Below are 24,990 nucleotides of genomic sequence, written 5' to 3' on the forward strand. Positions count from 1 at the left end.
GACGAGCGGAAGCGACGATTACGCCGCCTCGTCGGGGTCGACGATCCGATAGGAGAGATAGACGCATCCGAGCGCGAGGACGGTCCCGCCGATCACGTCCGTGAGCCAGTGGATGCCGAGATACATGGTTGCTATCACCACGGATCCGGCGAGCCACACGGCGAGCGGCGTCCACAGCGGGTACTCCTCGCGTGTCAGTACGGCGAAGGCGGCGACCGTCACCGAAAGCGACGTGTGAAGCGACGGGAAGACGTTCGTCGTCTCGTTCACCGCGCTCGTCAGCGCGCTGAACTCTGGGTTGTGGGTGTACAGAAGCGACGTCCCGACGTTCAGGTTCCGCGGGCCGTGTGCGAACACGGCCGTGTAGAGTGCGAGCCCGATCGCGTAGTTGAACGCGTACGCGACGAGCAGCCGCCGCAGGGTCGTCGTCTTCGGCAGCGCGAGGTACGCGAGAAACGGGAACGCGAGCAGGAACGCGTACCCGTACACGTACACCGACGAGAAGTACATCGTCAGTTCGGGAGTGGCGAACGCCTGCTGGAGCCACGCGACGAAGTTTCCTTCGAGCGCCCAGATGAACCCGGTCAGCCGCAGTCCGAACAGCTCGGAAATCGTCTGTAGGGACCCCCGACCGACGGCGCTGACGAGCAACACGACGCCGAGCGCGAGGAGTTCCCGCCGCGCGTCCCGAAGCCGCGGCACGGCGTTCCCCCACAACCCGTACAGCCGCTTCGGCCGGACGATCGCGATACCGGCGACGAAAAGCGACGCGCAGAGCCACAACACGACCGATCGGAGGACGGACAGGAACGGGCTCATTGCTGCCTCGCGAGCAGCCGTCCCTCGTCGTCGAACCGATACCCGGCGTCTCGGAGCAGATCCCGCGCCCGCTCGGCGTCGAGCGAGCCGGTTCCGGCGTCGCCGGCGAACGGGTGAACCGGGTCCACGGACCGCTCGTCCCACCGCAGGCCGTCGGGGACCCACGACGGAGAGGCCGCGAGCGGCGACGACGCCGGCTCCGCGTATCCGTCGAACGCCTCCTCGACCAGGGATTCCTTGTCGATCAGCGACGCGAGGACCCCGCGGAACCGCGGGTTCGACAGCGGTGCTCGCCGCACGTTGTAACCCACGTGGTAGAACGCGCCCGAACGGCCGGTCACGAGCCGGGCGTCGGCCTCGCGGCCGATACGCGGGATCGCGTCGGGACCGAGGGTCGAGACGGTGGCGTCTGCGAACCCGTCTCCGACCATCTGGACCGCCGCGATGTCCGAGGGAACCACGCCGACTTCGAGCCGGTCGAACGCCGGCTTTCCGCGGAAGCGCTCTGGAACCCCGGCCGCCGCGTCCGCCGACGCCCCGTCGCCTCCCGTCTCGGCCCGCACGAGGAAGTGGTCCGGGTTCCGCTCGAAGACGGCCGACTCCTCCGCCGTCGCCTCGACGAACCGGATCGGCCCGCTTCCCACCGGGTCCTCGTTGGGCGAGACGAGCGCCTCCGTCGTCTCCGCGTCGAACTCGAAGCCGGCGATCGTGGCGGCCTCGGTGCGGTCGCTCCACACGTGTGCCGGCAGGATCGGGACGCGAAGCGCGCGGACGACCACCGCCCGGTTGACGTTCTCGACGCCGAGCCGAACGGTCCGGTCGTCGACCGCCAGCGCGGACTCGACGACCGAGCTTCGGCCGCGGAACCGCGGCGTCGGCACCGGCGTCTCCATGCTCCCCATCGACGTGTCGCGGAGGAACTCGTAGGTGAACGCGACGTCGTCCGCGGTGAGCGGTTCGCCGTCGTGCCAGGTCGCGTCCCGCAGCGAGACCTCGACCGTCTCGGGCCCGACGCGCTCCCAATCGGTCGCGAGCCACGGGACGACGTCGCCGGAGTCGATCACGACGAGTCGGTCGTACAGGAGCGACGTGAACGTCCCCTGTCGGCGATACTCCGCCGCGATCGGGTTCCAATTCTCCGTGATACCGCTGTCCGTCGTCACCAGCCGGAGCGTGGCCGACGCCTCGGCGTCGTCGCCGGCGAAGAGCTCCTCGGCGGCCGCGGTGGCGTTCCCGCCGTCGTCGAGGAACTCGCCGCCGTCGGTCGATCCCCCGCCGTCGGCCGATCCCCCGCCGCCGGTCGAACCGTCGGCCGCGTCCGTGCGATCGAGGGACAACAGACCGGAGACGGTGAGCGGCTGTCCCTGACTCCACCCCTCGAACCGCTCCTCGCGGATCGCGGTGAGCGGGTCGGGAAACGCCACGACGGTGAACGGCTGGAGTTCGGTGAGCGAGCGCTGGAGGTCCGCAACCGCCTCGCGTCGATCCGGTTCCGCCCGGCGCTGTCTTTCGAGCTCCTCGTCGACGCCGTTGAGGTCGGCGAATCCGAACGGGTTCTGCCGGCCCACTTCCGGGGCGAACCGCGAGTGCGTGAGCGCGTACATCGCGTCCGGGTCGAACGGCTTCGGTTCGAGGAACTGGCCGACGTACGCGTCGAAGTTCTGGTTGATGAGTACCTTCCGCCAGAGGGTGGTCCGATCGAGGGTGTTGATGCGGGCGTCGATCCCAACCGTCTTGAGGTTCTCCGCGAGGTGTCTCGCGATCCGGATCGCGTTCGGGTCCCTGTCGGCGGGCACCGCGTCTATCTGGAGGGTCAACTGCGAGGTCGTCCCCCGTCCCGCGAGGTTTCGCGAACGACCGAGACAGCCACCGCTCGCGGCGACCGCGCCGAATCCCGCGAGCGCCCGCCGTCGGCTGATCGGTCGGGTCATGTGTCGGTGCCCTTTCGCCGCCGGGGTATATTTCTTCTGTGGTCGCCCGTCCGCGGATCGGCGGATCTGCCGCCCTTTCGGCCGACTCCCGCCCGATCTGCACGATCGATCCGAACGGACCACTCAGATCACGTCGGCGAGCGGGAGCGCCAGTCCGACCGCCCACGCGACCGTCCCCGCGGCGAGGACGGCCCTGTCGCCGGCCGCTCGACCCAGCGCGAGCACGGAGAGCGCGGCGACGAGCGCGGTCCGATGGACGATGAGGGCGGGCGGGACCGCGACGCCGAGCGCGGCGAAGTCGGCGACGAAACCGGCTCCGAGCCCCGCGCCGACCGCGAGCCCCGCTGCAGTCGGGTCACACTCGCGCCCGAGTGCGACCACGAGGCCGGGCAGTCCGACGGCGAGGACGAGGTACAGCGGGGCGGCGATCGCCTTCGGCGGGAGCGTCGGCCCCAGCGTCTCGACGGTCACGCCGGCGACGCGAACCGCGACGACGACGAGCGCGAGCAGGGCACCGAGCGCCGCGGCCCGCGTGTGTCGGCGGGCTTCCCGGCGACTACGCCGGGCAAGGTCGACGGCGGCCCGTCGAGTCCGGTCCCGGAGGAGGGTCCCGCCGACCGCCGCGAGCGTCGCCGCCGTCGCCAGTTCGACCACCGTGAGCCACCCGTCGCTCCACCCGCCGTCGATGCCGCGGTACTCGCGGCTGACCTCGGCGTCGACCGCCCCGCGGATGAGCTCGTCCTCCAACCGATTCCGCGGCTCGGCGATCCCCGGTACCGTGTGTCGCAGCCGGAACCAGTCGTAGTACTCCTCGTGGGCCTGTATCGCCGTGTACGCCCCGTCCGGCGACTCGTAGGCGCGGAGGTGGTCGCGGACGCCGAGGTACGAGCCGTCGTGAAGCTCGAACGTCTCCCGGAGCCAGATCCCGCCCGCCGGCCCTCGAACGTAGCCGTATCGGGTGGAACTCCGCGCGTCGGCCCAGTCGCGCTCGACTATCGCCCGGACCTGATCGACGTCCGCCGTGGTCGCGGCCTCCGTCCCGTTCGTCTCCTCCCAGTCCGCGTCGGACCGGTGTTCGATCGCACGCCGGGTCGTCTCGGCGTCGGCGTGGACCACGACGTTGATCGCGAGCGTCCTCCCCGCGGCCGACGTGTCACGGCTCGTATACGGCCACAGTCGGTACTCCCCCTCGACGACGACGAGCGAGTCCGCGTCGACCGCCGCGTCCGCCGGCTCGGCCGGCGGCCCGGCGAAGACCCCGGAGAGCGCCAGCCCGACGCCGACGACGACGAGCAGTACGGCAGCGGTCGTCGTCCGTCCCATGGCACCCACGACGAGGCGGGAGGTAAAACCGGTTCGGGAGTCTCCTCCCCGGGCCCGTCCGTTCCACCTCGCCCGCGGTCACCACGTCTCGACGACGCCGTCGCGAACGTCCTCCGCACACCCCTCACAGTCGGCGTGTCCGGATTCGAAACACGCCGGTCGCCCCTCCTCGTCGACCGGAACGGCCCGCCGCTCCGCGTGCCGCCGGCAGACGACCCGCGCGCGCCCCTCCTCGTCGACCGGGAGGTCGTACCGCGCCGCGCCCGCCGCGTCCCCTTCCGAACCGTCGCGTCCCTCTGCGTAGGCGCGTTTGGCCGCCTCGAACTGCCGGCCAGCCTCGCGGATCTGCCGGCGGATGACGCGTTCGAGTCGGTCGTCCATACGACCCCGTTCGTCCGGCGAACTATAGGTCCGTTGGCCGTCGGAGCCGGTCCGTCCGCGACGCACCCCGCTCGGGATCGGACGCGACGGGGCGAAAAAACACGACGAACGTTCAGTTCACGAGGGGAACGGGGAGGTATTAGTCGCCTCGGCCCCACGGATCGCGCATGAGCCAGACCCCAGCGGAGTCGGTGTTGCTGTCGGACGACCCCCCGCTCGACCTCCGTCTCTCTCCGGCCGAACTCGACGCCGCCCGCGATCGGATCACGTCGTTCATCGCCGACGTCGTCGACGACGCGGGCGCTGACGGGGCGGTCCTCGGACTCTCCGGCGGGATCGACTCGACGCTTTCCGCCTATCTCGCGGTCGAGGCTCTCGGCGAGGACGGTCTCCACGGGATCACGATGCCGGCCGAGGTGAACGACCCCGACGTGATGAGCGACGCCGAGCGCGTCGCCCACGACCTCGGGATCGAGTACGACGTGGTCGAGATCCAACCGATCGCAGAGCGGTTCTTCGAGGCGTTCCCGGAGGCGGCCGACGATCGGACGGCGACGGGGAACGTGTACGTCCGGACCCGCGCGGTGCTGAACTACTTCGTCGCCAACGCGGAAAACCGGGTGGTGCTCGGGACCGGCAACCGCGCGGAGGCGATGACGGGGTACTTCACCAAGTACGGCGACCAGGCCGTCGACTGTAACCCGATCGGGAACCTCTACAAACAGCAGGTGCGCCAGCTCGCCGCCCACGTCGGCGTCCCCCGCGACCTCGTGATGCAAGAGCCCACGGCCGGGATGTGGGAGGGACAGACGGACGCGGCGGAGATGGGCCTCGACTACGACACCGTCGACGCGATCGTGGCCGTCCACGTCGATGGCGGCCTCTCGCGGTCGGCGACGGTCCGCGAACTCGGCGTGCCGGCCGAGGCCGTCGACCGAGTCGTCGAGCTGTACGAGGGCAGCGCGCACAAGCGGTCGATGCCACCGGCTCCGGAACGGTAGACCAGTAGCGACCGCTTCGAGTCCGCTCAGGCGTCGTGCGCCCGTTGTTTCGTGACCTCCGCGATACCGGCGTTGGCCGAGCAGTTCGGGCACGCGTGGATCTGTCCGCGCTCGTCGGAGAACACCCGAGCGAACCGGTCCGAGACGTGCGCGTCGCAGTGCTCACACGTGGGCATGACGGGGGGGCTCCGGGTGTCTGAAGGCGTTTCGTATCATGGCAGTTCTACGCACGTGAGACTTGGTCACGAACGCCTAAGTGGCCTTTCCGAACTCCGTCCAAAATTCGTCCGAAAACCTCTCGCCTGCGGGCGGATCGGTCGCGTCGCGAGCGGCGTCACCCCCGACGCCACGGCCCTCAGCCGGTGGAAAAACGGCCCCTATCTCAGAAGTCGCGGAGCGCGTCGAGCACGGCCATCGCGGAGCCGTCGTCGATCGCGTCGCGGGCCAGTTCCAGCCCCGCCTCGATCGAGTCGGCGTCCTCGCGGGCGTAGATCCGCAGGGCGGCGTTGACCGCGACCGCGTCGGCGAAGGCGTCCTCGCGCTCGCCCGCCAAGACCTCCTCCGTGATCGTCGCGGACTCGCCCCCGACGTCGTCGACGGCGAGGTCGTCCTCTTCCAGATCCATCCCGTACTCGGCCGTCTCGATCTCGAAGTCGTCGAAGCTCGCGCTCTCGCTGCCGGCCTCGTCTCCCTCGTCGCCGGCCGCGGTCCACTCCGCGACCTTGGTGTACCCGGGACGGACGTCGTCGTACCCCTCCATCCCCTGGAACATCAGGACGCGGTCGAGGTCGTGGAACTCGCTTTCGACGAACGTGTCCACGACCTTCTTCGCGAACGCGAGGTGATAGAACGAGCCGAGGTGGACCGACGCGCCGGCGGGGTTCGCCAGCGTCTCGATCGTGTTGACGAACGTCCGGACGCCCATCATGTCGCGGCGCTCGAACAGGTCGTCGATCGCGGGGTTGAACGCGGGCTGGTAGTAGAACCCGAACCCGGTCTCGTCGACCATCTCGGCGGAGTCACGCGGCGTGAGCTCCGTCGCGACGCCGAGTTCGTCTAAGACCTGCTTGTACGCGTCCTGCTTTTGCGTGGGGACGCGGTCGCCCGAGTGGACGACCACGGGAGTTCCGGCGGCGGCCGCGACCGCGCCCGCGGCCACGCCCAGGATCGCGGTCCGACCCTTCCCGTCGTAGTTCGCGCCGCAGTCGACGGGGTCGACCTCGGGCTCCGCGTACTCCACGCGGTCGCACATCACGTCGACGTACGCGCCCAGCTCCTCGGGCGTGTTCCGCTTCCAGCGGTTCGCGAGCCAGAACGCCCCGAGCGTCGTCGGGTCCGGCTCGTCCGCGAGGATTCGCTCGAACGCCTCCGTCGCCTGCGCGCGCGTCAGGTCGTCGGCCGACTTGTGCCCGGAGCCGCAGACCTCGGTCATCAGCCGCTTGAGGGGCCATTCGCCGAACTCCTGAGTCGCCTGAGCCATACGCCTCGTTCGGGGCTCCGAACGAAAAGTCCCTCGCTCGCCTCCCGCGAGCCGGGAACGGGCCCGGAACGCGGCGCGTGCGAGCCGTCGCGGACGACCGCCGCCGCAGATCCGTGTCACAGATCCGCATACAATACTGTGGCTTTGTTCATTTACAGGGGAAATCAAGACACAATACGATAGAATTAGCGCTGGAAGATTCTGTAGCGCGGTGTAAAAAGCGTCAGAATTATATGCACGTCCACCTTGTGTTCGATTGTACCCGATGACGTCCAAATCCGTGTCAACCGCGCTCACGCTGTATCGCTCTCGGACCCTCACCCTCGAACAGGCCGCCACTGCCGGCGGCTGCTCGACGACACAACTCGAAGAGAGCGCCCGGGCGTTCGCGCCGACTCCCGCTGACGACTGACTCCCGCTGACGTCCCCGCTGACGTCGCGCCGATCTCCCGATTGCCGCCCCGCTGTCGTCGTCTATCGCCCTCACCGACGGCCCTTGCCGACTACCCGCCTCCGAAACCGGTAGGTACGCGCGGCACTTAATCTGGCCAATGAGTCTGGACGCCGACTGGCGGACCGACGTCGACGCCGTCGACGCGGCCCTCATCGACGAGTACCAGAGCGGCTTCCCGGTCGAGTCGCGCCCGTTCGAGCGCGTCGCACGCGAGATCGCCGCCGAGACGGGTGTGTCCCTCGACGCGAGCGAGGTTCTCGATCGCGTCCGCGACCTGCGCGAGCGCGGCGTGTTCCGGCGGTTCGGCGCGGTGCTCAACCCCCCGGTCATCGGGTCCTCGACGCTCGCGGCCGTGCAGGCCCCCGCAGACCGGTTCGACGAGGTCGCCGAGATAATCAACGGCTACCCGCAGGTGAACCACAACTACCGCCGTGACCACGCGTGGAACCAGTGGTTCGTCGTCACCGCCGGCTCCCGCGAGACGCGCGACGAGATCCTCGCGGAGATCGAGGCGCGGACCGGCTGTGCGGTGTTGACCCTCCCGATGCTCACGGACTACTACATCGACTTGGAGTTCCCCGTGGTGAACGGCGACCGGTTCGCCAGAGAATCACTGGAGGAAACGGCGGTCTCCGCCACCCGTATCTCCGAGGACGCCCGCGGGGATCTCACCCCCCTCGACGCCGCGCTCCTCCTGTCGATCCAGGACGGCTTCCCGCTGTCTTCGACCCCCTACGCGGACGTGGCAGACGAGATCGCGGCGAGCGATGCCGGCGCGGCGGCCGGCGTCGACCCGACGGTCGACGACGTGCTCGCCGCGGTCGAACGCCTGCTGGCGGACGGCTGTATCAAGCGGATCGGCTGCGTCGTCAACCACGTCGTCACCGGATTCACGAGCAACTGCATGGTCGTCTGGGACGTCCCCGACGACGACCTCGACGAGCGCGGCGAGGCGGTGGGGAGCCTCCCGTACGTCACCCTCTGTTACCACCGACCCCGCCGCCCGGAGCAGGACTGGGAGTACAACCTGTTCACGATGATCCACGGCCGTGAGGCCGACGCCGTCGACCGGAAGATCGACGAGCTGGCGGCCGAACACCTCCCGTACGACCACGAACGGCTCTACTCCACGGAGACGCTGAAACAGACCGGCGCGCGCTACGAGGACCTCGTCGCCAGCGAGGAGTGAAAAAACGGGACTCCCGTCGGCTGTCCGGCGGTCCGGTCAGTCGTCGGCCAGTACGGTCGTCTGTTCCGTGTCGTCGGCGTCGCCGACCGCGACCGGTCCGGCGCTGTCGGGTGCGCTCCCCGCGGTGAGGTAGGTGAGCGCGTCGGCTCCTCCGACCGCGACGACGACGAAGCCGACCTTCGAGACGATGTCGAGGTAGACGAACACGAGCATCTCGGTCGCGGGCGTCACCAGCCCGAGGCCGGTCGGCGCGAGCGCCCACACGACCGGGTAAAGCGTCCAGAGGACGACGGTGATGTTCCGGAGCGTCCCGAAGACGGCTCGGACCCGGTCGCCTGCGGCCGACGCCGACCGCGGGAGGGAGACGAGCAGCCCGTACACCAGCGCGACGTACGCGACGCCGCCGACGCCGAACAGCGCCCACGAGAGCGTCCCCGTGGTGGCGCTGGCGGCGATGCCGGCCGCGATGATCACCACGTCGACGCCGATCAGTCCGGCGAGGACGCCGCGCGACGGCCGCGCGAGCAGGCCGAGGTACAACAGCAGGAGCGGCGTCGTCAGGAGCCAGTCGACGTAGCGGACGATCTCCAGATCGCCGCCGGGCGTGGACACCACGCCGACGCCGAGCCCCATCGCGAGGTACGCGAGCGCCGCGATACCGGTGACCCCCGCGAGCGTGAGGTAGTACTTGGCGTGTGACTCGCCGGACGCGTCCCGCGAGAGCCACGCCCAGAGCGGCGCGACCGTCCCGGCGGCCATCGCGACGAACCCGACCCACGCCCAGACGGCTGCGTCGGCGATCATCGCCGATCACCTCCTTCGGGGGCGGCGTCGCCGTCGGCGGCGTCGGAACCCCCCGCGTGCGAGAAGTCGAAGGCGTCGCCCGCATCGGACTCGCCGTCGCCGTCACCCGCGGCCGTCCCGCCGTCCGAGACGGCCTGTGCGCTCGCGTCGCCCGCGCTCGGCGCGGCGTCGAGGTCGGCGTCGGCCGCGAACTCGAAGCCGCCGACGGCGTCGCGCAGGTCGTGTGCACGGGCGGAAAGCGACTCGGCGGCCGTCTCGACCGCGCCGAGCGTCCGCTCCTGTTCGTCGACCGCGCCGGTCACGTCGCCGGCGGCGCTCGCGGTCTGGGCGCTGATCGCGGAGACGTCCTCGACGTGACCGACCACGGCGTCGACGGAGTCCGCCTGCGTCTCCGTCGCGCGGGTGATCTCCGTCATGCTCGTGTCGGTCCGCTCGGATGCCTCGGCGAGGCGCTCCAAGGCGTCGATCGACGTCTCGACGGTCTCGACGCCCGCCGAGATCCGCTGTTCGGTCCGCTCCATCGCGTCCGCGCCGGTCTCCGCGCGCTCTTGGACCGCGTGGATGCGCGCTTCGATCTCGCTCGCGGACTCCTGCGTCTCCTCGGCGAGCGACTTCACTTCCTCCGCGACGACCGCGAAGCCGGCCCCCTCCGCTCCCGACCGCGCCGCCTCGATGGAGGCGTTCAGGGCGAGCAGGTTGGTCTGTTCTGCGATGTCGGATATCGTGTCGACCACCTCGCCGATCTCCTCGACCTCCTCGGCGAGCGCCTCGACCTCCGCGGTCGTCTCCGCGGTCGTCTCCTCGACGGCGTCCATCTCCGCGAGCGCCTCCTCCGCGGCCTCGCGACCCTCCTCGCCGACCGAGGCGGCGTGTTCGGCCGTCTCGGCCACGTCGGTGACGGTCGAGGCGACCTCCTCGGCCGAGGACGCGAGGTTCTCTGCCTCGTCGGTCGCCGCCCGGAGATCGTCGCGCTGAGTGCGCGCCCCCTCGGCGATCTCCTCTACCGCCTCGCTCACGGTGCCCGTCGTCGCCCGCAGGCTCTCGGTGCGGTCGTCGACGGTGCCGGCGACGTCTGCGGTGTCCTCGGCGACCGTCGCGACCGAGGTCACGGTGTCCTCCAGCTCGGCCGCCATCTCGTTGAACGCCGCGCCGACGCGCGCCATCGACTCGTTGTCGCTGTCGGTGTCGACCCGCTGTGTGAGGTCGCCGTCGGCGAGCGCGCGCATCGCGGACTCGTACTCCGTCGCCTTCCGCTCGACCGTCTCCGCGCGCTCCGTCGCCTCGCGGCGGGCGCGCTCGGCCTCTTCACGGGCGGTCTCCGCGTCGTCTATCTCGGATCGGAGCGACGACCGCATGGCGTCGAACGCCCGGAACAGCCGCCCGATCTCGTCGCTCCGTCCGGTCTGGAGCGGCACGTCGAGGTCGCCGTCGGCCATCTGTTCCGCCTTCGCGGTGAGCTGTCGCAGCGAGATGACGGTGTTCGACCCGACGGTTACCCCGATGAGCGCGAGCCCGATGACGGTGAGAAGCGTCATCCCGATGAGCCCGGACCTGATCTCCGCGCCCGCCGCGCCGAGCCCGTCTGCCCTGAGGTAGACGAGTACCCCGTACGAAACTGAAATCCCCATGACGCCGACGAGCGACAGCGCGAGCTTCGCGCCGTAACTCGACCGGACACGGGAGAACGGTCCCCATTGCATGTGTACCCAGTACCTGCGGTCGAGTTCGTATAATAACTAGCACCCGAATATTAGGGATGATAACCGCCGTTGGATGCGTGTGACCGCCGATCGGCCGGCTCTCACACGACGGCTACCAGCGCGACGTCGAGGCGGTTACCCGAGGACGTACCGCGCCCACGGGTACCGCTCGACGAGCGGTCGGCCGTTCACCTCGTACCCCTCGACGTACGCGTCGAGCCCGAGGATCCGACCGGCCCCGAACGCGGCGACGGAGAGGAACACGAGCATGTACGCCAGATCGCCGTTGACGTACCCGTGCGCGATGTCCCAGTTCCCGAAGTAGAACAGGACCATCATGAACGCCCCCCAGAACGCGGCGAGTCGGGTGAGAAAGCCGACCAGCAGGCCGAGCCCGATGAACAGCTGACCCCACGGCACGGCGACGTCGACGAACGCCATGAACCACGCCGTCTCGGACATGGCGACGAACAGCCCGGCGAGCGGGCTGCCGTTCCCGGCCGGCGCGTTCGCCAGGTACCCCGCCGCGCTGAACGGCTCGCCGAGGAGCTTCCCCAGCCCGGCCTGCAGGAACGCCAGCCCCATCATCAGCCGCAACGCGAGGATGAACCAGACGCTGAGCGTGTGGAGCTTGCCCTCTGCGGAAATACCGGCAACAGTGCTCTGTAACGAAACTTCTTTTGTAGACATACGCGTCAAGATGACAGATTAGTACATAAACATAGTGGCACTTTCTCGGGCGCAAGGGGGTGTCGAGCCCGTCGTCGCCGGGAAACAGACCGAACTGCGGGCCGATCGACCCCGACCGACCGAGTCGAAACTGGACGCCGATACGTCTCGTATCGCCGGGGTGAACCGTCGTCCGCGTCGGTTTCACTTCCGCTTTCGGGGTCGTTTTTAAAACCCGTCGGGCCGACTGTGGCATCATGAGCCAGTCCACGTTCGACGACGACGACCTGTTCGGCGAGGCGGCGGCGGAGACCCGCGCGGAGGTCGAAGAGCACCTCGCGGCCGCCCGCGAGGAACTCCCCGACCCCGACGCGGTCTGGGAGACGGACGCGGACAACGTGCTCGGCGTGCTCAACGGGCTGAAATCGGCGCTCGACGTCGGCGACGCGGTCGACAGCGTGCGCTCGGCGAAGAAGGCGTACGTGCTCGGCGAGCGGGCCGACGCCTTCGACGACGCGGACGACCTGAACGCGGAGATCGAGGAGCTGGAGGAACTGGTCGGCGACATCGAGGCCGCCGCCGAGGAGGTGGCCTCGCTCACCGGGACCGTCCCCGCGATCCGCGGTGCGTTACAGGACGCGACGGCCGAGGAAGAGGAGAGCGAGGAGTAAGCTCACCGCGACGCCGGATCCCGATCGACGACCGCTCCCGCCAGCTCCGCGAGCGCGTCGCTCGCGCGGTCGAGCAGCTCCTCGCCGCGCGCGGCGTCGCCCGCGCTCGGGTCGCCGACGACGCCGTTGTCGGTGAACTCGTCGGAGTCGTGCGCGAGGTTCACGCCCGCGATCCACTCGCCCCAGCGGTCGGCGGCTCCGTCGCTCGCGGCCGCGACCCGCTCCTCGCGCACGAGACCGGGATTCGTCGCGCGCAACAGCGCCGTCTCCAGCGGCCCGGCGTGGCCCATGTCGCCCGCGTGCTCGCCGACCGCCTCGAACCACGTGAACGCGACGGCGTAGCCGTCGTGTGCGTCGTCTCGGGAGAACCGCTGCGCGACCTCCGCGAGCGCCTCCACGTTGCCGCCGTGGCCGTTGACGAACACGACGCGATCGACCCCGTGGCTCGGCAGCGACGCGGCCGCCTCGCGGACGTACGCCCGGAAGGTGTCCGGGGAAACCCACATGGTCCCGTCGAACGCGCGGTGCTCCTCCGCGACGCCGACGGGGATCGGCGGGGCGACGGCGACCGCGCCGGAGTCGGCAGACGCCTCGTAGGCGGCCGCGCCCGCCTCCGCGACCGCGACCGCGTCGAGCGTGTCGGTGCCGAGCGGCGCGTGGGGGCCGTGCTGTTCGGTGCTGCCGACGGGGACGAACGCGACGTCGACGTCGGCGTCGCGCACGTCGGTCCAGGTTGCGTCCGCGAGTCGCATGCCGGACCGTCGCCGCGCTGGGTCCTATAGCCAGCGGTCCGAACAGGGGAATTATTCCGATGGCGGGCGAACGGCAACCCATGACGGATGATCACGATGACCACGCACGGGCGTACGGCGTCGCGTTCGGCCCGCTGAAGCGGGCGCTCCGCGAGCACCGATACCCGGTGTCGGCCGCGGAGCTGATCGAGCAGTACGGGGGGTTCGAACTGGAGACCGCGGCGGGGGGAGAGCGGCTCGAAGCGGCCTTGGAGGGGACCGAGACGACGCGGTTCGGCGAGCCGTGGGAGGTCCGCGACGCGATCCTGGACGGGCTCGCCGACGGCGCGGTGCGCGGGCGCGTCGACCGCGGGGACGAGGGCGGTGACGCCGGCGACGACTCCGCCGCGGTCGACACCGCGGGCGACTGGAGTCGGCTGGAAAGCGAGGAGTGAGCACCCGGCGCGTTGGACCGGCCGTCGTCGGTCGAGGCGGGCGTCGCCGGCCGGCCCGTTCCGGTCCGATCAGTCGTCGTCGCCCTCGGCGTCTTCGATCAACTGCGCGGTCCGCTCCTGGGCGCGGTCGATGAACTCCTGTGGCAGCTCGTCTATCTCGCCGGCCTGCACGCCCCAGAGGTGCGCGTACAGCCCGTCCTCGTCGAGCAGTTCCTCGTGCGTCCCTCGCTCGACGACCTCGCCGTCCTCCAACACGAGGATCGTGTCGGCGTCTTTGATAGTGGAGAGTCGGTGGGCGATCGCGAACGTCGTCCGGTCGGCGGTGAGCCGGTCGAGCGAGCGCTGGATCAGCATCTCCGTCTCGGTGTCCACGTCGGAGGTCGCCTCGTCCAAGACGAGCACGTCGGGGTCTTTGAGCACCGCCCGGGCGATGGTGACGCGCTGGCGCTGGCCGCCCGAGAGCTTCACTCCGCGCTCGCCGACCATCGTGTCGTAGCCGTCCGGGAGGTTCTCGATGAACTCGTGGGCCTCGGCTGCCTTCGCTGCCTCGCGGACCTCCTCGTCCGTCGCGTCGAAGGTCCCGTACGTGATGTTCTCGCGGACGGTCCCGTAGAAGAGGTACGACGACTGCCCGACGTAGCCGATCGAGCGCCGGAGCGACCGGAGGGTCACGTCGCGGACGTCCTGCCCGTCGATTTCGATGGCCCCCTCGTCGACGTCGTACATTCGGAGAAGCAGCTTGAGGACGGTCGATTTGCCGGCTCCGGTGGGCCCGACGAGCGCGAGCGTCTCGCCGCCCTCGACCGCGAAGTCCACGTCCCGGATGATCGTCTCGTCGTCGTAGCCGAACGAGACGCCGTCGTACTCGACCGCTCCCTCGTCGACGACGAGGTCCTCGGCGTCCGGGTCCTCGGCGAGCCGCGAGGGCTCGTCCATCAGGCCGAAGATCCGCGCGGAGGAGGCGCGGGCGCGCTGGTACATGTTGATGATCTGTCCGAACTGCGCCATGGGCCAGATGAACCGCTGGGTGTAGAGGATGAAGACGACGAAGTTCCCGACGGTGAGCGTCCCGGTGAACGGACCCGGCGGCGTCTCTTGGAACACCCACAGGCCGCCGATCACGAAGGTGATAACGAAGCCGATGCCGGCGAACACGCGCAGCGCCGGGAAGAAGGTGATCCGGGTGCGGATCGCGTCCCAGTTGGCGTCGAAGTAGTCCATCGACACGTCGTCGACGCGGTCGGACTCGTACGGCTCCGTGTTCGAGGACTTGATCACCTGAATCCCGCCGAGGTTGTTCTCCAGTCGGGAGTTCATCGTCCCGACCGACGAGCGCACCGCGGCGTACTTCGGCTGGATCGTCCTGATGAACAGGTAGGTGAACCCGGCGATGATCGGCACCGGCAACAGCGCCACGAGCGCCAGCTGCCAGTTGATCCAAAAGAGGATGACGCCGATCCCGAGGACCATCACGGAGAGGCGGAACAGCGAGTTCATCCCGTCGTTCAAGAACCGTTCGAGCCGGTTCACGTCGTTCGAGAGGATCGACATCATCTCGCCGGTCTGCTTGTCCGAGAAGAACTCCATGTTCAGCCGCTGCATCTTGTCGTAGGTGTCCGTGCGGACGTCGTGCTGGATGTGCTGGGCGAACGCGTTGAACCCCCAGTTGCGGACCCAGTGGAACCCGGCACCGAGCACGAACGCGCCCGCGATGACGCCGACCGTGAACCAGAACTGGTCGGCCTGGGCCGTGGGCAGCCACGCGTCCGGCAGTACGACGAGCGGGATCTGCTCGCGGAAGTCGGCGTCTCGACGGAACACGGCGTCGATGGCGATCCCGAGCATGAGCGGGGGGAGGAGATCGAGGAGCCGCGCGAAGACGCTGGCGAGCACGCCGACGGAGGCCTGCGGGAGGTACTCGCGGCCGTAGACGGCGAACAGCCGCCGCATCGGGTTCTCGACCTCCTCGCGCTGCTCCTCGAACGGGTCGTCGTCTTCCCACTCGGCGCTACTCATCACCGAGACTACCGGGCCGCGAGACAAGTGGGTTTCCTTCGGATCGATCTGGACGGTGAACGTGCCTCAGACGTCTCGGCGCTCGATCGCCGGATCGACGCCGGCGGCGTCGAGGTCCTCGCGGATCCGACGGCGGAGGGGATTCGGGACCTCGTCGCGGGGGATCGGCGCGGCCGTCTCGCGGCCCTCGTCGGTCGGCACCGTCCAGTAGAGGACGCGCTCGGCGGCGGCGTAGAACTCGATCGCGACGCGGTCGCCCCCGCCGTCGTAGTGGACGCGCGCGGCGTCTCCCTCGGCGCGCCACCCCTCTTGACCGACGAGCGCGGCGATCTCCTCGTGCATGGGGGGATTCGGGGCGGGAGGCTGATGTCGGCTTCGACCTCGGTCGCCGGTCCCCGCGATCGTCGCCCGCGACGAGCACGCCTCGAAAGGAGTTTACCCCCGCCGGCCGCAGGGCGGGTATGTCCCTTCGCGTCACCTTCCTCGGGACGGGCGGTGCCGTCCCGACGACCGAGCGCGCGCCGAGCGCCCTGTTCGTCAACCGCGAGGGCGACCGCCTGCTTTTCGACTGCGGCGAGGGCACCCAGCGCGGCATGATGCGGTACGGCACCGGCTTCGGGATCGACCACCTGTTCGTCTCGCACCTCCACGGCGACCACGTCCTCGGGATCCCGGGGCTGATCCAGACGCTCGGGTTCAACGACCGGACGGAGCCGCTCTCGATCTACTGCCCGCCGAACACCGACGCCGACCTCCGCGATCTGGTCCACGCGGTCGGCCACGACCCCGCGTTCCCGGTCCGGATCGAGCCGGTCGCGCCCGGCGAGGTCGCGCTCGACGCCGACGGCTACGCGGTCCGCGCCTTCGAGACGGAGCACCGCACCAGATCGCAGGGGTACGTCCTCGAAGAGGACGACCGCCCCGGTCGGTTCGACCGGCCGAAGGCCGAGGAGCTCGGCGTCCCCGTCGGCCCGAAGTTCGGCAGGCTCCACGCGGGCGAGTCCGTCGAGGCCGACGACGGGACGACCGTCGAGCCCGATCAGGTCGTCGGTCCGCCGCGTCCCGGGCGGAAACTGGTGTACACGGCTGACACGCGCCCGCGAGAGCGGACCGTCGAGGCCGCCCGCGACGCCGACCTCCTCGTTCACGACGCCACCTTCGCCGACGACATGGCCGACCGCGCCCGCGACACCGCGCACTCGACCGGTCGCGAAGCCGGGTCGATCGCGGCGCGCGCGGACGCGTCGCGACTGGCGCTCGTCCACATCTCCTCGCGGTACGCGGCGGACGCCTCCGCGATCCGCCGGGACGCCCGCGAGGAGTTCGACGGGGAGTGCATTCTGCCCGACGACGGGACGCTTATCGAGGTGCCGTTCCCGGAGCGAGAGGAGTAGGCCGCTCCGGGCCCGAAGATCCGACGCCTGAGCCGACTATCCGACGACCGCACGACGGCCCGGGAAAGCTTGATGGGCCGCGCCGCCGACCCCTCGCGTATGTCCGACAACTGCATCTTCTGTGCGATCGCCGACGGCGAGATCCCGGCGCGGACCGTCCACGAGACCGACGACGCCCTGGCCTTCCTCGACGCCAACCCGCTCGCACCGGGACACACGCTCGTGATCCCCAAAACGCACGCCGAACGCGTCGGTGACCTCGACGCCGACCTCGCGAGCGCCGTCTTCGACGTCGTGAGCGAGATCACGCCGGAGGTCGAAGCCGCCGTGGACGCAGACGGCGCGAACGTCGGGATCAACGACGGCGAGGCGGCCGGTCAGGAGGTCCCGCACGTCCACGTCCACGTCGTCCCGCGGTTCGACGGCGACGGCGGCGCGCCCATCCACGCGGTCGCCGGTGAGCGTCCCGACTTCGAAGACGAGGAACTGGACGCGATCGCGGCGGACGTGTCGGCCGCGATCGACGGGTAACGCCCCTCCGGTTCGACCGCCGATCGCGCGGGCGATCAGTCCTGGCCAGCCGCTCATCCTCGCCGAGCGATCACTACCGTCAGCCGCTCATCCCCGTCCGCCAGCCAGCCGGTCTGCGGCCGGTAGCGTGCGGAGCCACAGCATTGCCGCGGTCCCCACCAGCGGCCCGACGACGAGCGGGGCGAACGCCCACCGCCAGCCGACGGCGTCCTGCACGACGGGGACGAGCTGGATCGACGCGATGGTGATGAGAAAGCCGACCGCGGTCTGGAGCGTCAGCGCGGAGCCGACGTAGCTCTCGTCGGCGAGCTCGGAGACCGCCGCCGAGAACTGCGCGGAGTCGGCCACGATGAAAAAGCCCCAGACGAGGACGAACGGGGCGACCACGAGCGGCGACGCGCCGAACACGACGCCCGCGAGCAGGCAGGCCGCTCCCGAGACGATCATCGACGCGCTGGTGACGACGGACCGGCCCCACCGGTCGGCCGCGGAGCCGGCGAGCCACGCGCCGACCCCGCCGACGGCGATCGTCGCGAACGCTAACAGCGCGGCGCTGCGGTCGGCGTCGGCGACGCCGCCGGCCTCGAAGCTCGCGGCGAGGTAGACGGGGATCCACGTCCAGACCGCGTACAGCTCCCACATGTGGCCGAAGTAGCCGGTGTTCGCGAGGACGACGCCGCGATCGGTGACGATCCGACGGATCGCGCCAGGGTCGAACGGAGCCGTCTCCGGCTGGTGTGGTCCGTCCTCGTACGCGAGCACGAGCACCCCACCGAGCGCCGCGAGCGCGGCGGTGCCGTACAACACCGCGTCGGGACGGCCGATCCCGCTGACGGCTCGGAGGAGGTGCGGCGAGGCCGACCCGACCGTGAGCGCGCCGACCAACACGCCGATCGCCAGCCCGCGCCCCTCGTCGAACCACGACGCCATCATCTTCATGCCGGTCGGGTACACGCCCGCGAGCGCGACGCCGGTCAGGAACCGCAAGAGGATCGCGGGCGGGCCGCTCTCGACGACCGCCGCGATGACCGCCGTTCCCGCGCCCCCGGCGAGCGCGGACCCGGCGAACAGATAGCGCGGGGGAACGACGTCGGCGATCGTCAGCGACGCCGACAGGAGGGCCCCGACGACGAACCCTAGCTGGACCGCGTTCGTCAGCCACGCCGTCTCGGCAGGGGAAAGCCCCCACGCCGCGGCCAGCTCCGGCCCGACGGCGGTCCCGCTGAACCAGAGCGTCATCGCGAAAAGCTCCGCGACGCCGACCAGCACGAGCGCGCGCCACTTCCCGTCTGCGATGGCAGCCATGTGCCCATACCGATGGATTATTTATGACATAAGTGTTGGGACGGGGCGGACGCGACCGACGTTCGGACGCGGTCGCGGGGCCGATCCGCGACGCTTAACACCCGACTACAGAGACCGGTCTCATGCATACCACGACGCTCGCGCTGGTCGGAGCGACCGGCGGCGCGGGAACGACGCGGACCGCCGTCGAACTGGCGGCCGTCGGCGCGCGAGGCGGTCACGACGTCGCGGTCGTCGACGCCGCGTTCACGACCCAGGGCCTCTCGGAGTACGTCGCGGGCCGGATCGACACCGACCTCACCGCGCTTCTCACGGACGAGACCGAGTCGCCGCTGTCGGCGGCCGCGTACCCGCTCGGGGCCGCCGGTGCGTCCGGTGTCGCGTCCGAACCGAACGCGAGAGGCGCGGCCTCCGACGGTCGCGTCGATATCGTCCCCGCGCGAGCGCCCTTCGAGCGCCTCGCGCGGGCGAAGACGGCGGCGGCCGCACGGAAGCTAGAGCGCCGCATCGAGGAGGCGACCTCGACGCACGACGCGGTCGTCCTCGACGTCGCGCCCGTCGGATCGAACGAGGCGGTCGCCGCGGCCACCGCCGCCGACCGAGTCGAGACCGTCAGCCCGGCGTCGGCTCACGGGCGCGACGCGCTCCAGCGCCTCCGCGGGCGGATGGCGGACGTCGGGGCGACCGTCGACGGATCGATCGCGGTGGCGGCGCGAGACGGCCACGGCGAGTCTGTCGAGCCGTCGGCCGACACCCTCCTCCCGGCCGTCGACCCCGCCGTCGCGCCAGTGCCGACCGCGCCGCGCGGCGACGGCGCGTACACGCGTGCCCTCCGCGACACCTACGAGCGGGCGTTCGGCGTGTCACTCGAGATCGCCGCCGACGACCCCGGACTGATCGACCGGCTGCGGCCGTCGGACTGACCGGCGCGCTCGACCCGCGGCCGCGGCGGTCGGCTCAGCGGATTCCGTCGGGGTCGCCGAGCGCCCCGCCGAGCGGGGCGGAGCCGGCGAGGTGGGCGTCGACGGCGTCGGCGACGGCGGACACCGCGTCGTGAGTCTCGACGTAGGTCGCCAGCGCGAAGTCCGCCTCGTCGCCGCCGGTGAGCGCGACTGCGTCGCTGCGGCCGATCCGGCCGTCGAGCCAGTCGCGGACGACGCCGCGCCGGGTCGGCGCGAGCGGACAGATCCCCGCGACGCCGCAGCGATGCAGCGTCTTCGCGGCGGTCATCGGCGTGACGCCGGCCTCGCTCGCGGCGTCACCCACGCTCCGTCCGGCCGAGTAGGCGTCGACGAGCGTCGCGGTCGCGGCCGGGGTACACGGGAGATCGGCGGCGTGACCCGAGAGCCGATCGACGAGCGGCGTCTCGGTGTCGTCCGCGACGGCGACCCCGCGGTCGCGCTGGCGCGCAGTCACTTCGAGACCCGCCGCGATCTCCGAGAGCGTCATGAAACTCCGTGCGCCGCTCGCGGTGTTAAAACCCTCGTACTGCGGCGAGATCGACGACCCACCACCGACCGGTTACCGGTCGGTTCGAACGCGCAGATCGCGCCGTTCTCCCCCCGATCCACCCGGGTTTAAGTATGGGATCGGGACGGAGTTGGAAGTACGATGAGCCACGCACGTTCGACCCGCGTCCGATCGCACCGCACCGCAACCACCGCCGGCGTCGACGAGACGGAACGGGCCTCCGTCGACGAGTGTCCCGAGTGCGGCGGTCGGACGCAGGTCGACGCCGCCGAGCGCGTCTGTAGCGACTGCGGGCTCGTGGTCGAGACCGACCGGATCGACCACGGCCCCGAGTGGCGATCCTTCGCCGACGACCAGACGAACCCGAAGCGCACGGGCGCGCCGCTGACGCGCTCGCGGCACGACCGCGGGCTCTCGACGGAGATCGGGCGGTCGACCCGGGTGAAGGGCCGTAAGCGTCGGCGGCTCGCCCGCATGCGGACCCAGCACAACCGCGCGCGGATCTCGACGAAACGCGACCGCAACAAGGTGTACGCCTACACCGAGATCCGGCGACTGACGGGCGCGCTGGAGCTGCCGACCAGCCTCCGCGACACCGCCTGCACCCTGTTCGACTCCGCGCAGGCCGAGAGCCTGCTGCGCGGGCGCTCGCTGGAGGGCTTCTCGGCCGCGTGCGTCTACGTCGCCTGTCGCACCGCGAACGTCGCCCGCACCGTCGGCGAGGTGTGCGAGGCCGCGAAGGCGACCGAGGCCGAACACCGCGCCGCCTTCGACGCGATGAACCGCGAGCTCGGTCTCCCGATCGGGCCGACCGGACCCGCGGAGTACCTGCCGCGGTTCGCGAGCGACCTCGACGTCGACGCCGCGACCGAGCGTCGGGCCGGCGAACTCGTCGACTGCGCCGTCGAAGAGGGGATCGCGAACGGCCGAAACCCGGTCGGCGTCGCCGCCGCCTGCCTCTACACCGCGGCCCGCGAGCGCGACGCCGACTGCACGCAGCAGGACGCCGCCGACGTCGCGGGCGTCACGCCCGTGACCGTCCGGCGGACGTACGTCGAACTGACCGCGAAGTGACACTCCGGAGGGCTCCCGAGTCCTCGGAACCGATCACGACACGTGGGGACGGATAGCACGAAAACGGTTAAGCCCGGCTGTCGCGTACGAGCGACCATGAGCGCTGACCGGTCCGCCCTGTTGCGGGCCATCGAGCGCGGCGAACGGGACGGCGGCGCGATCGAGTTCAAAGAGCGGCTCACCCGCGAGGTCCACCTGGCCGACGGCCGGATGGAGTCGCTCGTGGCCCAGCTCCGTCACCGCGTGCTCTCCGGTGACGGCGAGGCTACCTACGTCCTCGGCGTCACCGACGACGGCGGCCTCGCGGGCGTCGACCCCGGGACCTTCTCCGAGACGATGGACGTGCTCTCGCTTCTCGCCGGCGAGGCCGACGCGCACATCGCCGACGTCGAGACGTGGAGCGCCGGCTCGTCCGGAAACGGGAGCGCAGACGGGCTCGTCGGGCTCGCGACGCTCCGCGACGGTGCGATGTTCGAGACCGATGACGACCACCTCGTAGTCGGGACCGCGGGCCACGTCGACCACGGGAAATCGACGCTCGTCGGCACTCTCGTCACGGGCCGGGCGGACGACGGGCAGGGCGGCACGCGCGGGTTCCTCGACGTCCAGCCGCACGAGGTCGAACGCGGGCTGTCGGCGGACCTGTCGTACGCCGTCTACGGCTTCGCCGACGGCGACGGCGACCCGGTGCGGATGGACAACCCCCACCGGAAGTCGGACCGCGCCCGGATCGTCGAGGAGGCCGACCGACTGGTCTCGTTCGTCGACACCGTGGGCCACGAGCCGTGGCTCCGGACCACGATCCGCGGGCTCGTCGGACAGAAGCTCGACTACGGACTCTTGGTCGTCGCCGCCGACGACGGCCCGACGAAGACGACCCGCGAGCACCTCGGCATCCTGCTCGCGACCGAACTCCCGACGATCGTCGCGATCACGAAGGCGGACGCCGTGAGCGACGAGCGGCTCGCCGCGGTCGAGCGCGAGGTCGAATCGACGCTCCGGGACGCCGGACAGACGCCGCTTCTCGTCGATCGACACGGTATCGACGCGGCGGTCGCGGAGGTCGGCGACGGCGTCGTCCCCCTGCTGTCGACGAGCGCCGTGACGAAGGCGGGGATCGGGACGCTCGACCGGCTCTTCGAGACGCTTCCGAAGCGCGCGACTCCAGAGCGCGCGGAGTTCCGGCTGTACGTCGACCGCAGCTACAAGGTGACCGGCGTCGGCGCGGTCGCGTCCGGCACCGTCAACTCCGGCACCGTCGAGGCGGGCGACGAACTCCTCTTGGGACCGATGACCGACGGATCCTTCCGCGAGGTGGAGGTGCGCTCCATCGAGATGCACTACCACCGCGTCGACAAGGCGACCGCCGGCCGGATCGTCGGGATCGCGCTCAAGGGCGTCGACGAGGCGGAGATAGAGCGAGGGATGGCCCTGGTCCCCCGCGACAGCGACCCGGAACCGGTCCGCGAGTTCGAGGCCGAGGCGATGGTGCTCAACCACCCGACGCGGATTCAGGCGGGCTACGAGCCCGTGGTCCACGTCGAGACCGTCTCGGAGGCCGCGGTCTTCTCGCCCGAGGGCGGCCAGCTCCTCCCCGGCGACACCGGGCGGACGCGCGTCCGGTTCAAGTTCCGTCCGTACCTCGTCGAAGAGGGGCAGCGGTTCGTCTTCCGCGAGGGGTCGAGCAAGGGCGTCGGGACGATCCGGGCGGTGAACCCGGACTGATCCGGGACCGTCAGGCCTCCTCGACCACGTCGACGAGTTCCATCAGCGGGTAGCCGTCGACCATCGACATGCGGGTGCGAACGCGGACGCCCTCGTAGTCGATCCGCATCTCGACGTCCATCAGCGAGCCCGTGAGCTCCGTGTACCCGTTCTCGTGGTCGATCGCGTCTGCGACGCGGTCGTCATGGATCTCGACGGTCACGGACTCACAGAACGGCTGGTTCTCTATCGACTCCGCCATCGCGGCCTCCAGGCTCCGGGCGCTCGACGGGCTGACTGGCGTCCCCGCGAACTGGTGGTACAGCGAGCCGAACTTGATCCCCGCCTCGAAACACGCCTGCTCCGCGTCGGTTGCCATACCGGCCCTCCGGCGGCGGCGGGGAAAGAAGTTCGGAGCCAGCGGCCGGCGTCGTTCGGCGGGGTAGTCGAGTCGCCCGCCGCACCGCGTCGCCGACGAACGGAAGGCGTTAGGTCCGGCGGCCGGAACCCGTGGGCATGAACGCGCTTCGCGTGACCGGCGGCCGAGTGCTCCGCCCGGACGGCCGCGTGACCGAGTCGGACGTGACGATCGACCGCGACGCCGGGACGATCGTCGCCGTGGGCGAAGAGGCGGTCGACGGGGCGGGCGGCGAGGGCTCCGACCTCGCCGACGCCGAGACCCTCGACGCGTCCGGATCGCTCGTGATCCCCGGGCTCGTCAACGCGCACACCCACGTCGCGATGACGCTGCTCCGCGGGTACGCCGACGACAAGCCGCTCGACCCGTGGCTACGGGAGGACATCTGGCCGGCCGAGGCGGCGCTCACGCCCGACGACATCGAGGCCGGCGCCGAACTCGGCGTCCTCGAAATGATCCGGTCGGGGACGACCGCGTTCGCCGACATGTACTTCTCGATGGACCGGGTCGCGGACGTGGTCGACCGCGCGGGACTGCGCGCGCGGCTCGGCCACGGCGCGGTCACGGTCGGCAAAGACGACGCGGACGCGCGGGCGGACGTCGAGGAGAGCGTCGCCGTCGCCCGCGACCTCGACGGGGCCGCGGACGGGCGGATCCGGACCGCCTTCATGCCGCACTCGCTGACGACGGTCGGTGAGGAGTACCTCCGCGAGGGCGTGGCCGCGGCCCGCGACGCCGGCGTTCCGATCCACCTCCACGCGAACGAGACGAGCGACGAGGTCGACCCGATCGTCGAGGAACGCGGCGAGCGACCGATCGCGTACGCCGACGATATCGACGCGCTCGGCGAAGACGACTTCTTCGCGCACGGCGTTCACCTCGACGAGGGAGAGATCGATCGGCTCGCCGAGTCGGGGACGGCGATCGTCCACTGTCCGGCCTCGAACATGAAGCTCGCGAGCGGGATGGCTCCCGTCCAGCGGCTCCGCGACGCGGGCGTGACGGTCGCGCTCGGCACCGACGGCGCGGCCTCGAACAACGACCTCGACGTCTTCGACGAGATGCGCGACGCCGCGATGCTCGGGAAACTCGCCGCGGACGACGCGAGCGCGGTCCCCGCGGAGGCCGCGGTGGAGATGGCGACCGCGGCCGGCGCGGACGCAATCGGGCTCCCCGGCGGACGGATCGAACCCGGCGCGGCCGCCGACCTCGCCGTCGTCGACCTCGACGCGCCGCACCTGACTCCCGTTCACGACCCCGTCTCACACCTCGCGTACGCGGCGCGCGGGAGCGACGTGCGCCACACCGTCTGTGACGGGCGCGTCCTCATGCGCGACCGCGACGTGTTGACGCTCGACGCCGACGCGGTGCGAGCGCGCGCGGCCGACGCCGCACGCGACCTGATCGACCGCGTCGAACGGGACTGACGGCGGGGGGTACCGGCTACCTGCTCTCAGCGAGAAGACAGCG

26 protein-coding genes are annotated in these 24,990 nt (G+C 70.6%); 11 read left to right on the plus strand and 15 right to left on the minus strand.

From position 1 onward, the window contains the following. Nucleotides 1-18: 18 nt before the first annotated feature. The 4 genes from NO930_RS06515 to NO930_RS06530 form a co-directional block, all read right to left on the minus strand. Complete coding sequence (locus tag NO930_RS06515) at nucleotides 19-819, minus strand: phosphatase PAP2 family protein (RefSeq protein WP_256402900.1); 801 nt, start codon at nucleotides 817-819, stop codon at nucleotides 19-21. After that, complete coding sequence (locus NO930_RS06520; protein WP_256402901.1) at nucleotides 816-2,750, minus strand: ABC transporter substrate-binding protein; 1,935 nt, start codon at nucleotides 2,748-2,750, stop codon at nucleotides 816-818. Before NO930_RS06520 ends, NO930_RS06515 begins: the two co-directional genes overlap by 4 nt. Before the next feature lie 123 nt (nucleotides 2,751-2,873). After that, the gene (locus tag NO930_RS06525; RefSeq protein WP_137783485.1) at nucleotides 2,874-4,073 is read right to left on the minus strand and encodes a hypothetical protein; all 1,200 of its coding nucleotides are present in this window, start codon (nucleotides 4,071-4,073) and stop codon (nucleotides 2,874-2,876) included. 78 nt (nucleotides 4,074-4,151) lie between these two features. Beyond that, the gene (locus NO930_RS06530) at nucleotides 4,152-4,454 is read right to left on the minus strand and encodes a DUF7091 family protein (protein WP_137783484.1); all 303 of its coding nucleotides are present in this window, start codon (nucleotides 4,452-4,454) and stop codon (nucleotides 4,152-4,154) included. A gap of 167 nt (nucleotides 4,455-4,621) precedes the next feature. Here NO930_RS06530 and NO930_RS06535 point away from each other — a divergent pair, with 167 nt between their 5' ends. After that, nucleotides 4,622-5,455, plus strand: coding sequence for an NAD+ synthase (locus NO930_RS06535; RefSeq protein ID WP_137783483.1), 834 nt, complete (start codon nucleotides 4,622-4,624; stop codon nucleotides 5,453-5,455). Nucleotides 5,456-5,481: 26 nt separating this feature from the next. Here the strand turns inward: NO930_RS06535 and NO930_RS06540 are convergent, their stop codons facing one another. Together NO930_RS06540 and NO930_RS06545 are read right to left on the minus strand one after the other, a co-directional pair. Next, nucleotides 5,482-5,631: a DUF7563 family protein gene (locus NO930_RS06540; RefSeq protein ID WP_196219654.1), complete on the minus strand. Its 150-nt coding sequence runs from the start codon at nucleotides 5,629-5,631 to the stop codon at nucleotides 5,482-5,484. A gap of 206 nt (nucleotides 5,632-5,837) precedes the next feature. Beyond that, the gene (locus tag NO930_RS06545; protein WP_256402902.1) at nucleotides 5,838-6,935 is read right to left on the minus strand and encodes an anthranilate phosphoribosyltransferase; all 1,098 of its coding nucleotides are present in this window, start codon (nucleotides 6,933-6,935) and stop codon (nucleotides 5,838-5,840) included. 265 nt (nucleotides 6,936-7,200) lie between these two features. Between NO930_RS06545 and NO930_RS06550 the strand changes: the two genes are divergently transcribed. Both NO930_RS06550 and ahbB read left to right on the plus strand, forming a co-directional pair. Continuing rightward, nucleotides 7,201-7,347 (plus strand): DUF7317 family protein, encoded by a 147-nt coding sequence (locus tag NO930_RS06550; RefSeq protein ID WP_199242205.1) that lies wholly within the window; start codon nucleotides 7,201-7,203, stop codon nucleotides 7,345-7,347. Between the two features lie 139 nt (nucleotides 7,348-7,486). Continuing rightward, entirely contained in the window at nucleotides 7,487-8,578 is a 1,092-nt protein-coding gene (gene ahbB, locus NO930_RS06555; RefSeq protein WP_256402903.1) for a siroheme decarboxylase subunit beta, read from the plus strand. Between the two features lie 36 nt (nucleotides 8,579-8,614). On the opposite strand, the gene NO930_RS06560 is transcribed toward ahbB, so the two are convergent. The 3 genes from NO930_RS06560 to NO930_RS06570 form a co-directional block, all read right to left on the minus strand. Next, a complete protein-coding gene (locus NO930_RS06560; protein ID WP_256402904.1) occupies nucleotides 8,615-9,382 on the minus strand; it encodes a bacteriorhodopsin in 768 nt (255 codons plus the stop codon). Next, on the minus strand, nucleotides 9,379-11,082 hold the full coding sequence (locus tag NO930_RS06565) for a methyl-accepting chemotaxis protein (RefSeq protein WP_137783872.1): 1,704 nt from the start codon (nucleotides 11,080-11,082) through the stop codon (nucleotides 9,379-9,381). Before NO930_RS06565 ends, NO930_RS06560 begins: the two co-directional genes overlap by 4 nt. A 135-nt stretch (nucleotides 11,083-11,217) precedes the next feature. Further along, complete coding sequence (locus tag NO930_RS06570) at nucleotides 11,218-11,772, minus strand: DoxX family protein (RefSeq protein WP_137783873.1); 555 nt, start codon at nucleotides 11,770-11,772, stop codon at nucleotides 11,218-11,220. Nucleotides 11,773-12,008: 236 nt separating this feature from the next. Here NO930_RS06570 and NO930_RS06575 point away from each other — a divergent pair, with 236 nt between their 5' ends. Then, the gene (locus tag NO930_RS06575; protein WP_256402905.1) at nucleotides 12,009-12,422 is read left to right on the plus strand and encodes a DUF5790 family protein; all 414 of its coding nucleotides are present in this window, start codon (nucleotides 12,009-12,011) and stop codon (nucleotides 12,420-12,422) included. Between the two features lie 2 nt (nucleotides 12,423-12,424). On the opposite strand, the gene NO930_RS06580 is transcribed toward NO930_RS06575, so the two are convergent. Next, entirely contained in the window at nucleotides 12,425-13,174 is a 750-nt protein-coding gene (locus NO930_RS06580) for a creatininase family protein (protein ID WP_256402906.1), read from the minus strand. An 80-nt stretch (nucleotides 13,175-13,254) separates the two neighbouring features. On the opposite strand from NO930_RS06580, the gene NO930_RS06585 reads away from it, so the two are divergent. Next, on the plus strand, nucleotides 13,255-13,608 hold the full coding sequence (locus NO930_RS06585; RefSeq protein ID WP_137783468.1) for a DUF5789 family protein: 354 nt from the start codon (nucleotides 13,255-13,257) through the stop codon (nucleotides 13,606-13,608). Between the two features lie 69 nt (nucleotides 13,609-13,677). Here NO930_RS06585 and NO930_RS06590 read toward each other — a convergent pair whose 3' ends face one another. Then, nucleotides 13,678-15,624 (minus strand): ABC transporter ATP-binding protein, encoded by a 1,947-nt coding sequence (locus tag NO930_RS06590; RefSeq protein ID WP_256402907.1) that lies wholly within the window; start codon nucleotides 15,622-15,624, stop codon nucleotides 13,678-13,680. A 66-nt stretch (nucleotides 15,625-15,690) separates the two neighbouring features. Next, nucleotides 15,691-15,966, minus strand: coding sequence for a DUF7538 family protein (locus NO930_RS06595; protein ID WP_137783466.1), 276 nt, complete (start codon nucleotides 15,964-15,966; stop codon nucleotides 15,691-15,693). Between the two features lie 119 nt (nucleotides 15,967-16,085). On the opposite strand from NO930_RS06595, the gene rnz reads away from it, so the two are divergent. Beyond that, complete coding sequence (gene rnz, locus NO930_RS06600; RefSeq protein WP_137783465.1) at nucleotides 16,086-17,018, plus strand: ribonuclease Z; 933 nt, start codon at nucleotides 16,086-16,088, stop codon at nucleotides 17,016-17,018. Between the two features lie 99 nt (nucleotides 17,019-17,117). Continuing rightward, on the plus strand, nucleotides 17,118-17,549 hold the full coding sequence (locus NO930_RS06605) for an HIT family protein (RefSeq protein WP_256402908.1): 432 nt from the start codon (nucleotides 17,118-17,120) through the stop codon (nucleotides 17,547-17,549). Nucleotides 17,550-17,636: 87 nt separating this feature from the next. Here NO930_RS06605 and NO930_RS06610 read toward each other — a convergent pair whose 3' ends face one another. Next, nucleotides 17,637-18,854 carry an MFS transporter gene (locus NO930_RS06610; RefSeq protein ID WP_256402909.1) on the minus strand — a complete coding sequence of 406 codons (1,218 nt, stop codon included), beginning with the start codon at nucleotides 18,852-18,854 and terminating at the stop codon, nucleotides 17,637-17,639. 122 nt (nucleotides 18,855-18,976) lie between these two features. On the opposite strand from NO930_RS06610, the gene NO930_RS06615 reads away from it, so the two are divergent. Continuing rightward, nucleotides 18,977-19,777 carry a ParA family protein gene (locus NO930_RS06615; protein ID WP_256402910.1) on the plus strand — a complete coding sequence of 267 codons (801 nt, stop codon included), beginning with the start codon at nucleotides 18,977-18,979 and terminating at the stop codon, nucleotides 19,775-19,777. Between the two features lie 34 nt (nucleotides 19,778-19,811). Here NO930_RS06615 and NO930_RS06620 read toward each other — a convergent pair whose 3' ends face one another. Next, nucleotides 19,812-20,303, minus strand: a complete 492-nt coding sequence (locus NO930_RS06620) for a DUF7858 family protein (protein WP_256402911.1) — start codon at nucleotides 20,301-20,303, stop codon at nucleotides 19,812-19,814. 162 nt (nucleotides 20,304-20,465) lie between these two features. Here NO930_RS06620 and NO930_RS06625 point away from each other — a divergent pair, with 162 nt between their 5' ends. Together NO930_RS06625 and NO930_RS06630 are read left to right on the plus strand one after the other, a co-directional pair. Continuing rightward, nucleotides 20,466-21,398: a transcription initiation factor IIB gene (locus NO930_RS06625; RefSeq protein WP_256402912.1), complete on the plus strand. Its 933-nt coding sequence runs from the start codon at nucleotides 20,466-20,468 to the stop codon at nucleotides 21,396-21,398. A gap of 96 nt (nucleotides 21,399-21,494) precedes the next feature. Next, nucleotides 21,495-23,123 carry a GTPBP1 family GTP-binding protein gene (locus NO930_RS06630; RefSeq protein WP_256402913.1) on the plus strand — a complete coding sequence of 543 codons (1,629 nt, stop codon included), beginning with the start codon at nucleotides 21,495-21,497 and terminating at the stop codon, nucleotides 23,121-23,123. 10 nt (nucleotides 23,124-23,133) lie between these two features. Here the strand turns inward: NO930_RS06630 and NO930_RS06635 are convergent, their stop codons facing one another. Next, nucleotides 23,134-23,481, minus strand: coding sequence for a dihydroneopterin aldolase family protein (locus NO930_RS06635; protein ID WP_256402914.1), 348 nt, complete (start codon nucleotides 23,479-23,481; stop codon nucleotides 23,134-23,136). 137 nt (nucleotides 23,482-23,618) lie between these two features. Here NO930_RS06635 and NO930_RS06640 point away from each other — a divergent pair, with 137 nt between their 5' ends. After that, nucleotides 23,619-24,947, plus strand: coding sequence for an amidohydrolase (locus NO930_RS06640; RefSeq protein ID WP_256402915.1), 1,329 nt, complete (start codon nucleotides 23,619-23,621; stop codon nucleotides 24,945-24,947). Nucleotides 24,948-24,990 lie beyond the last annotated feature (43 nt).

The organism is Halorubrum salinum (genome assembly GCF_024494575.1).
In the GTDB taxonomy this organism is placed as follows: domain Archaea; phylum Halobacteriota; class Halobacteria; order Halobacteriales; family Haloferacaceae; genus Halorubrum; species Halorubrum salinum.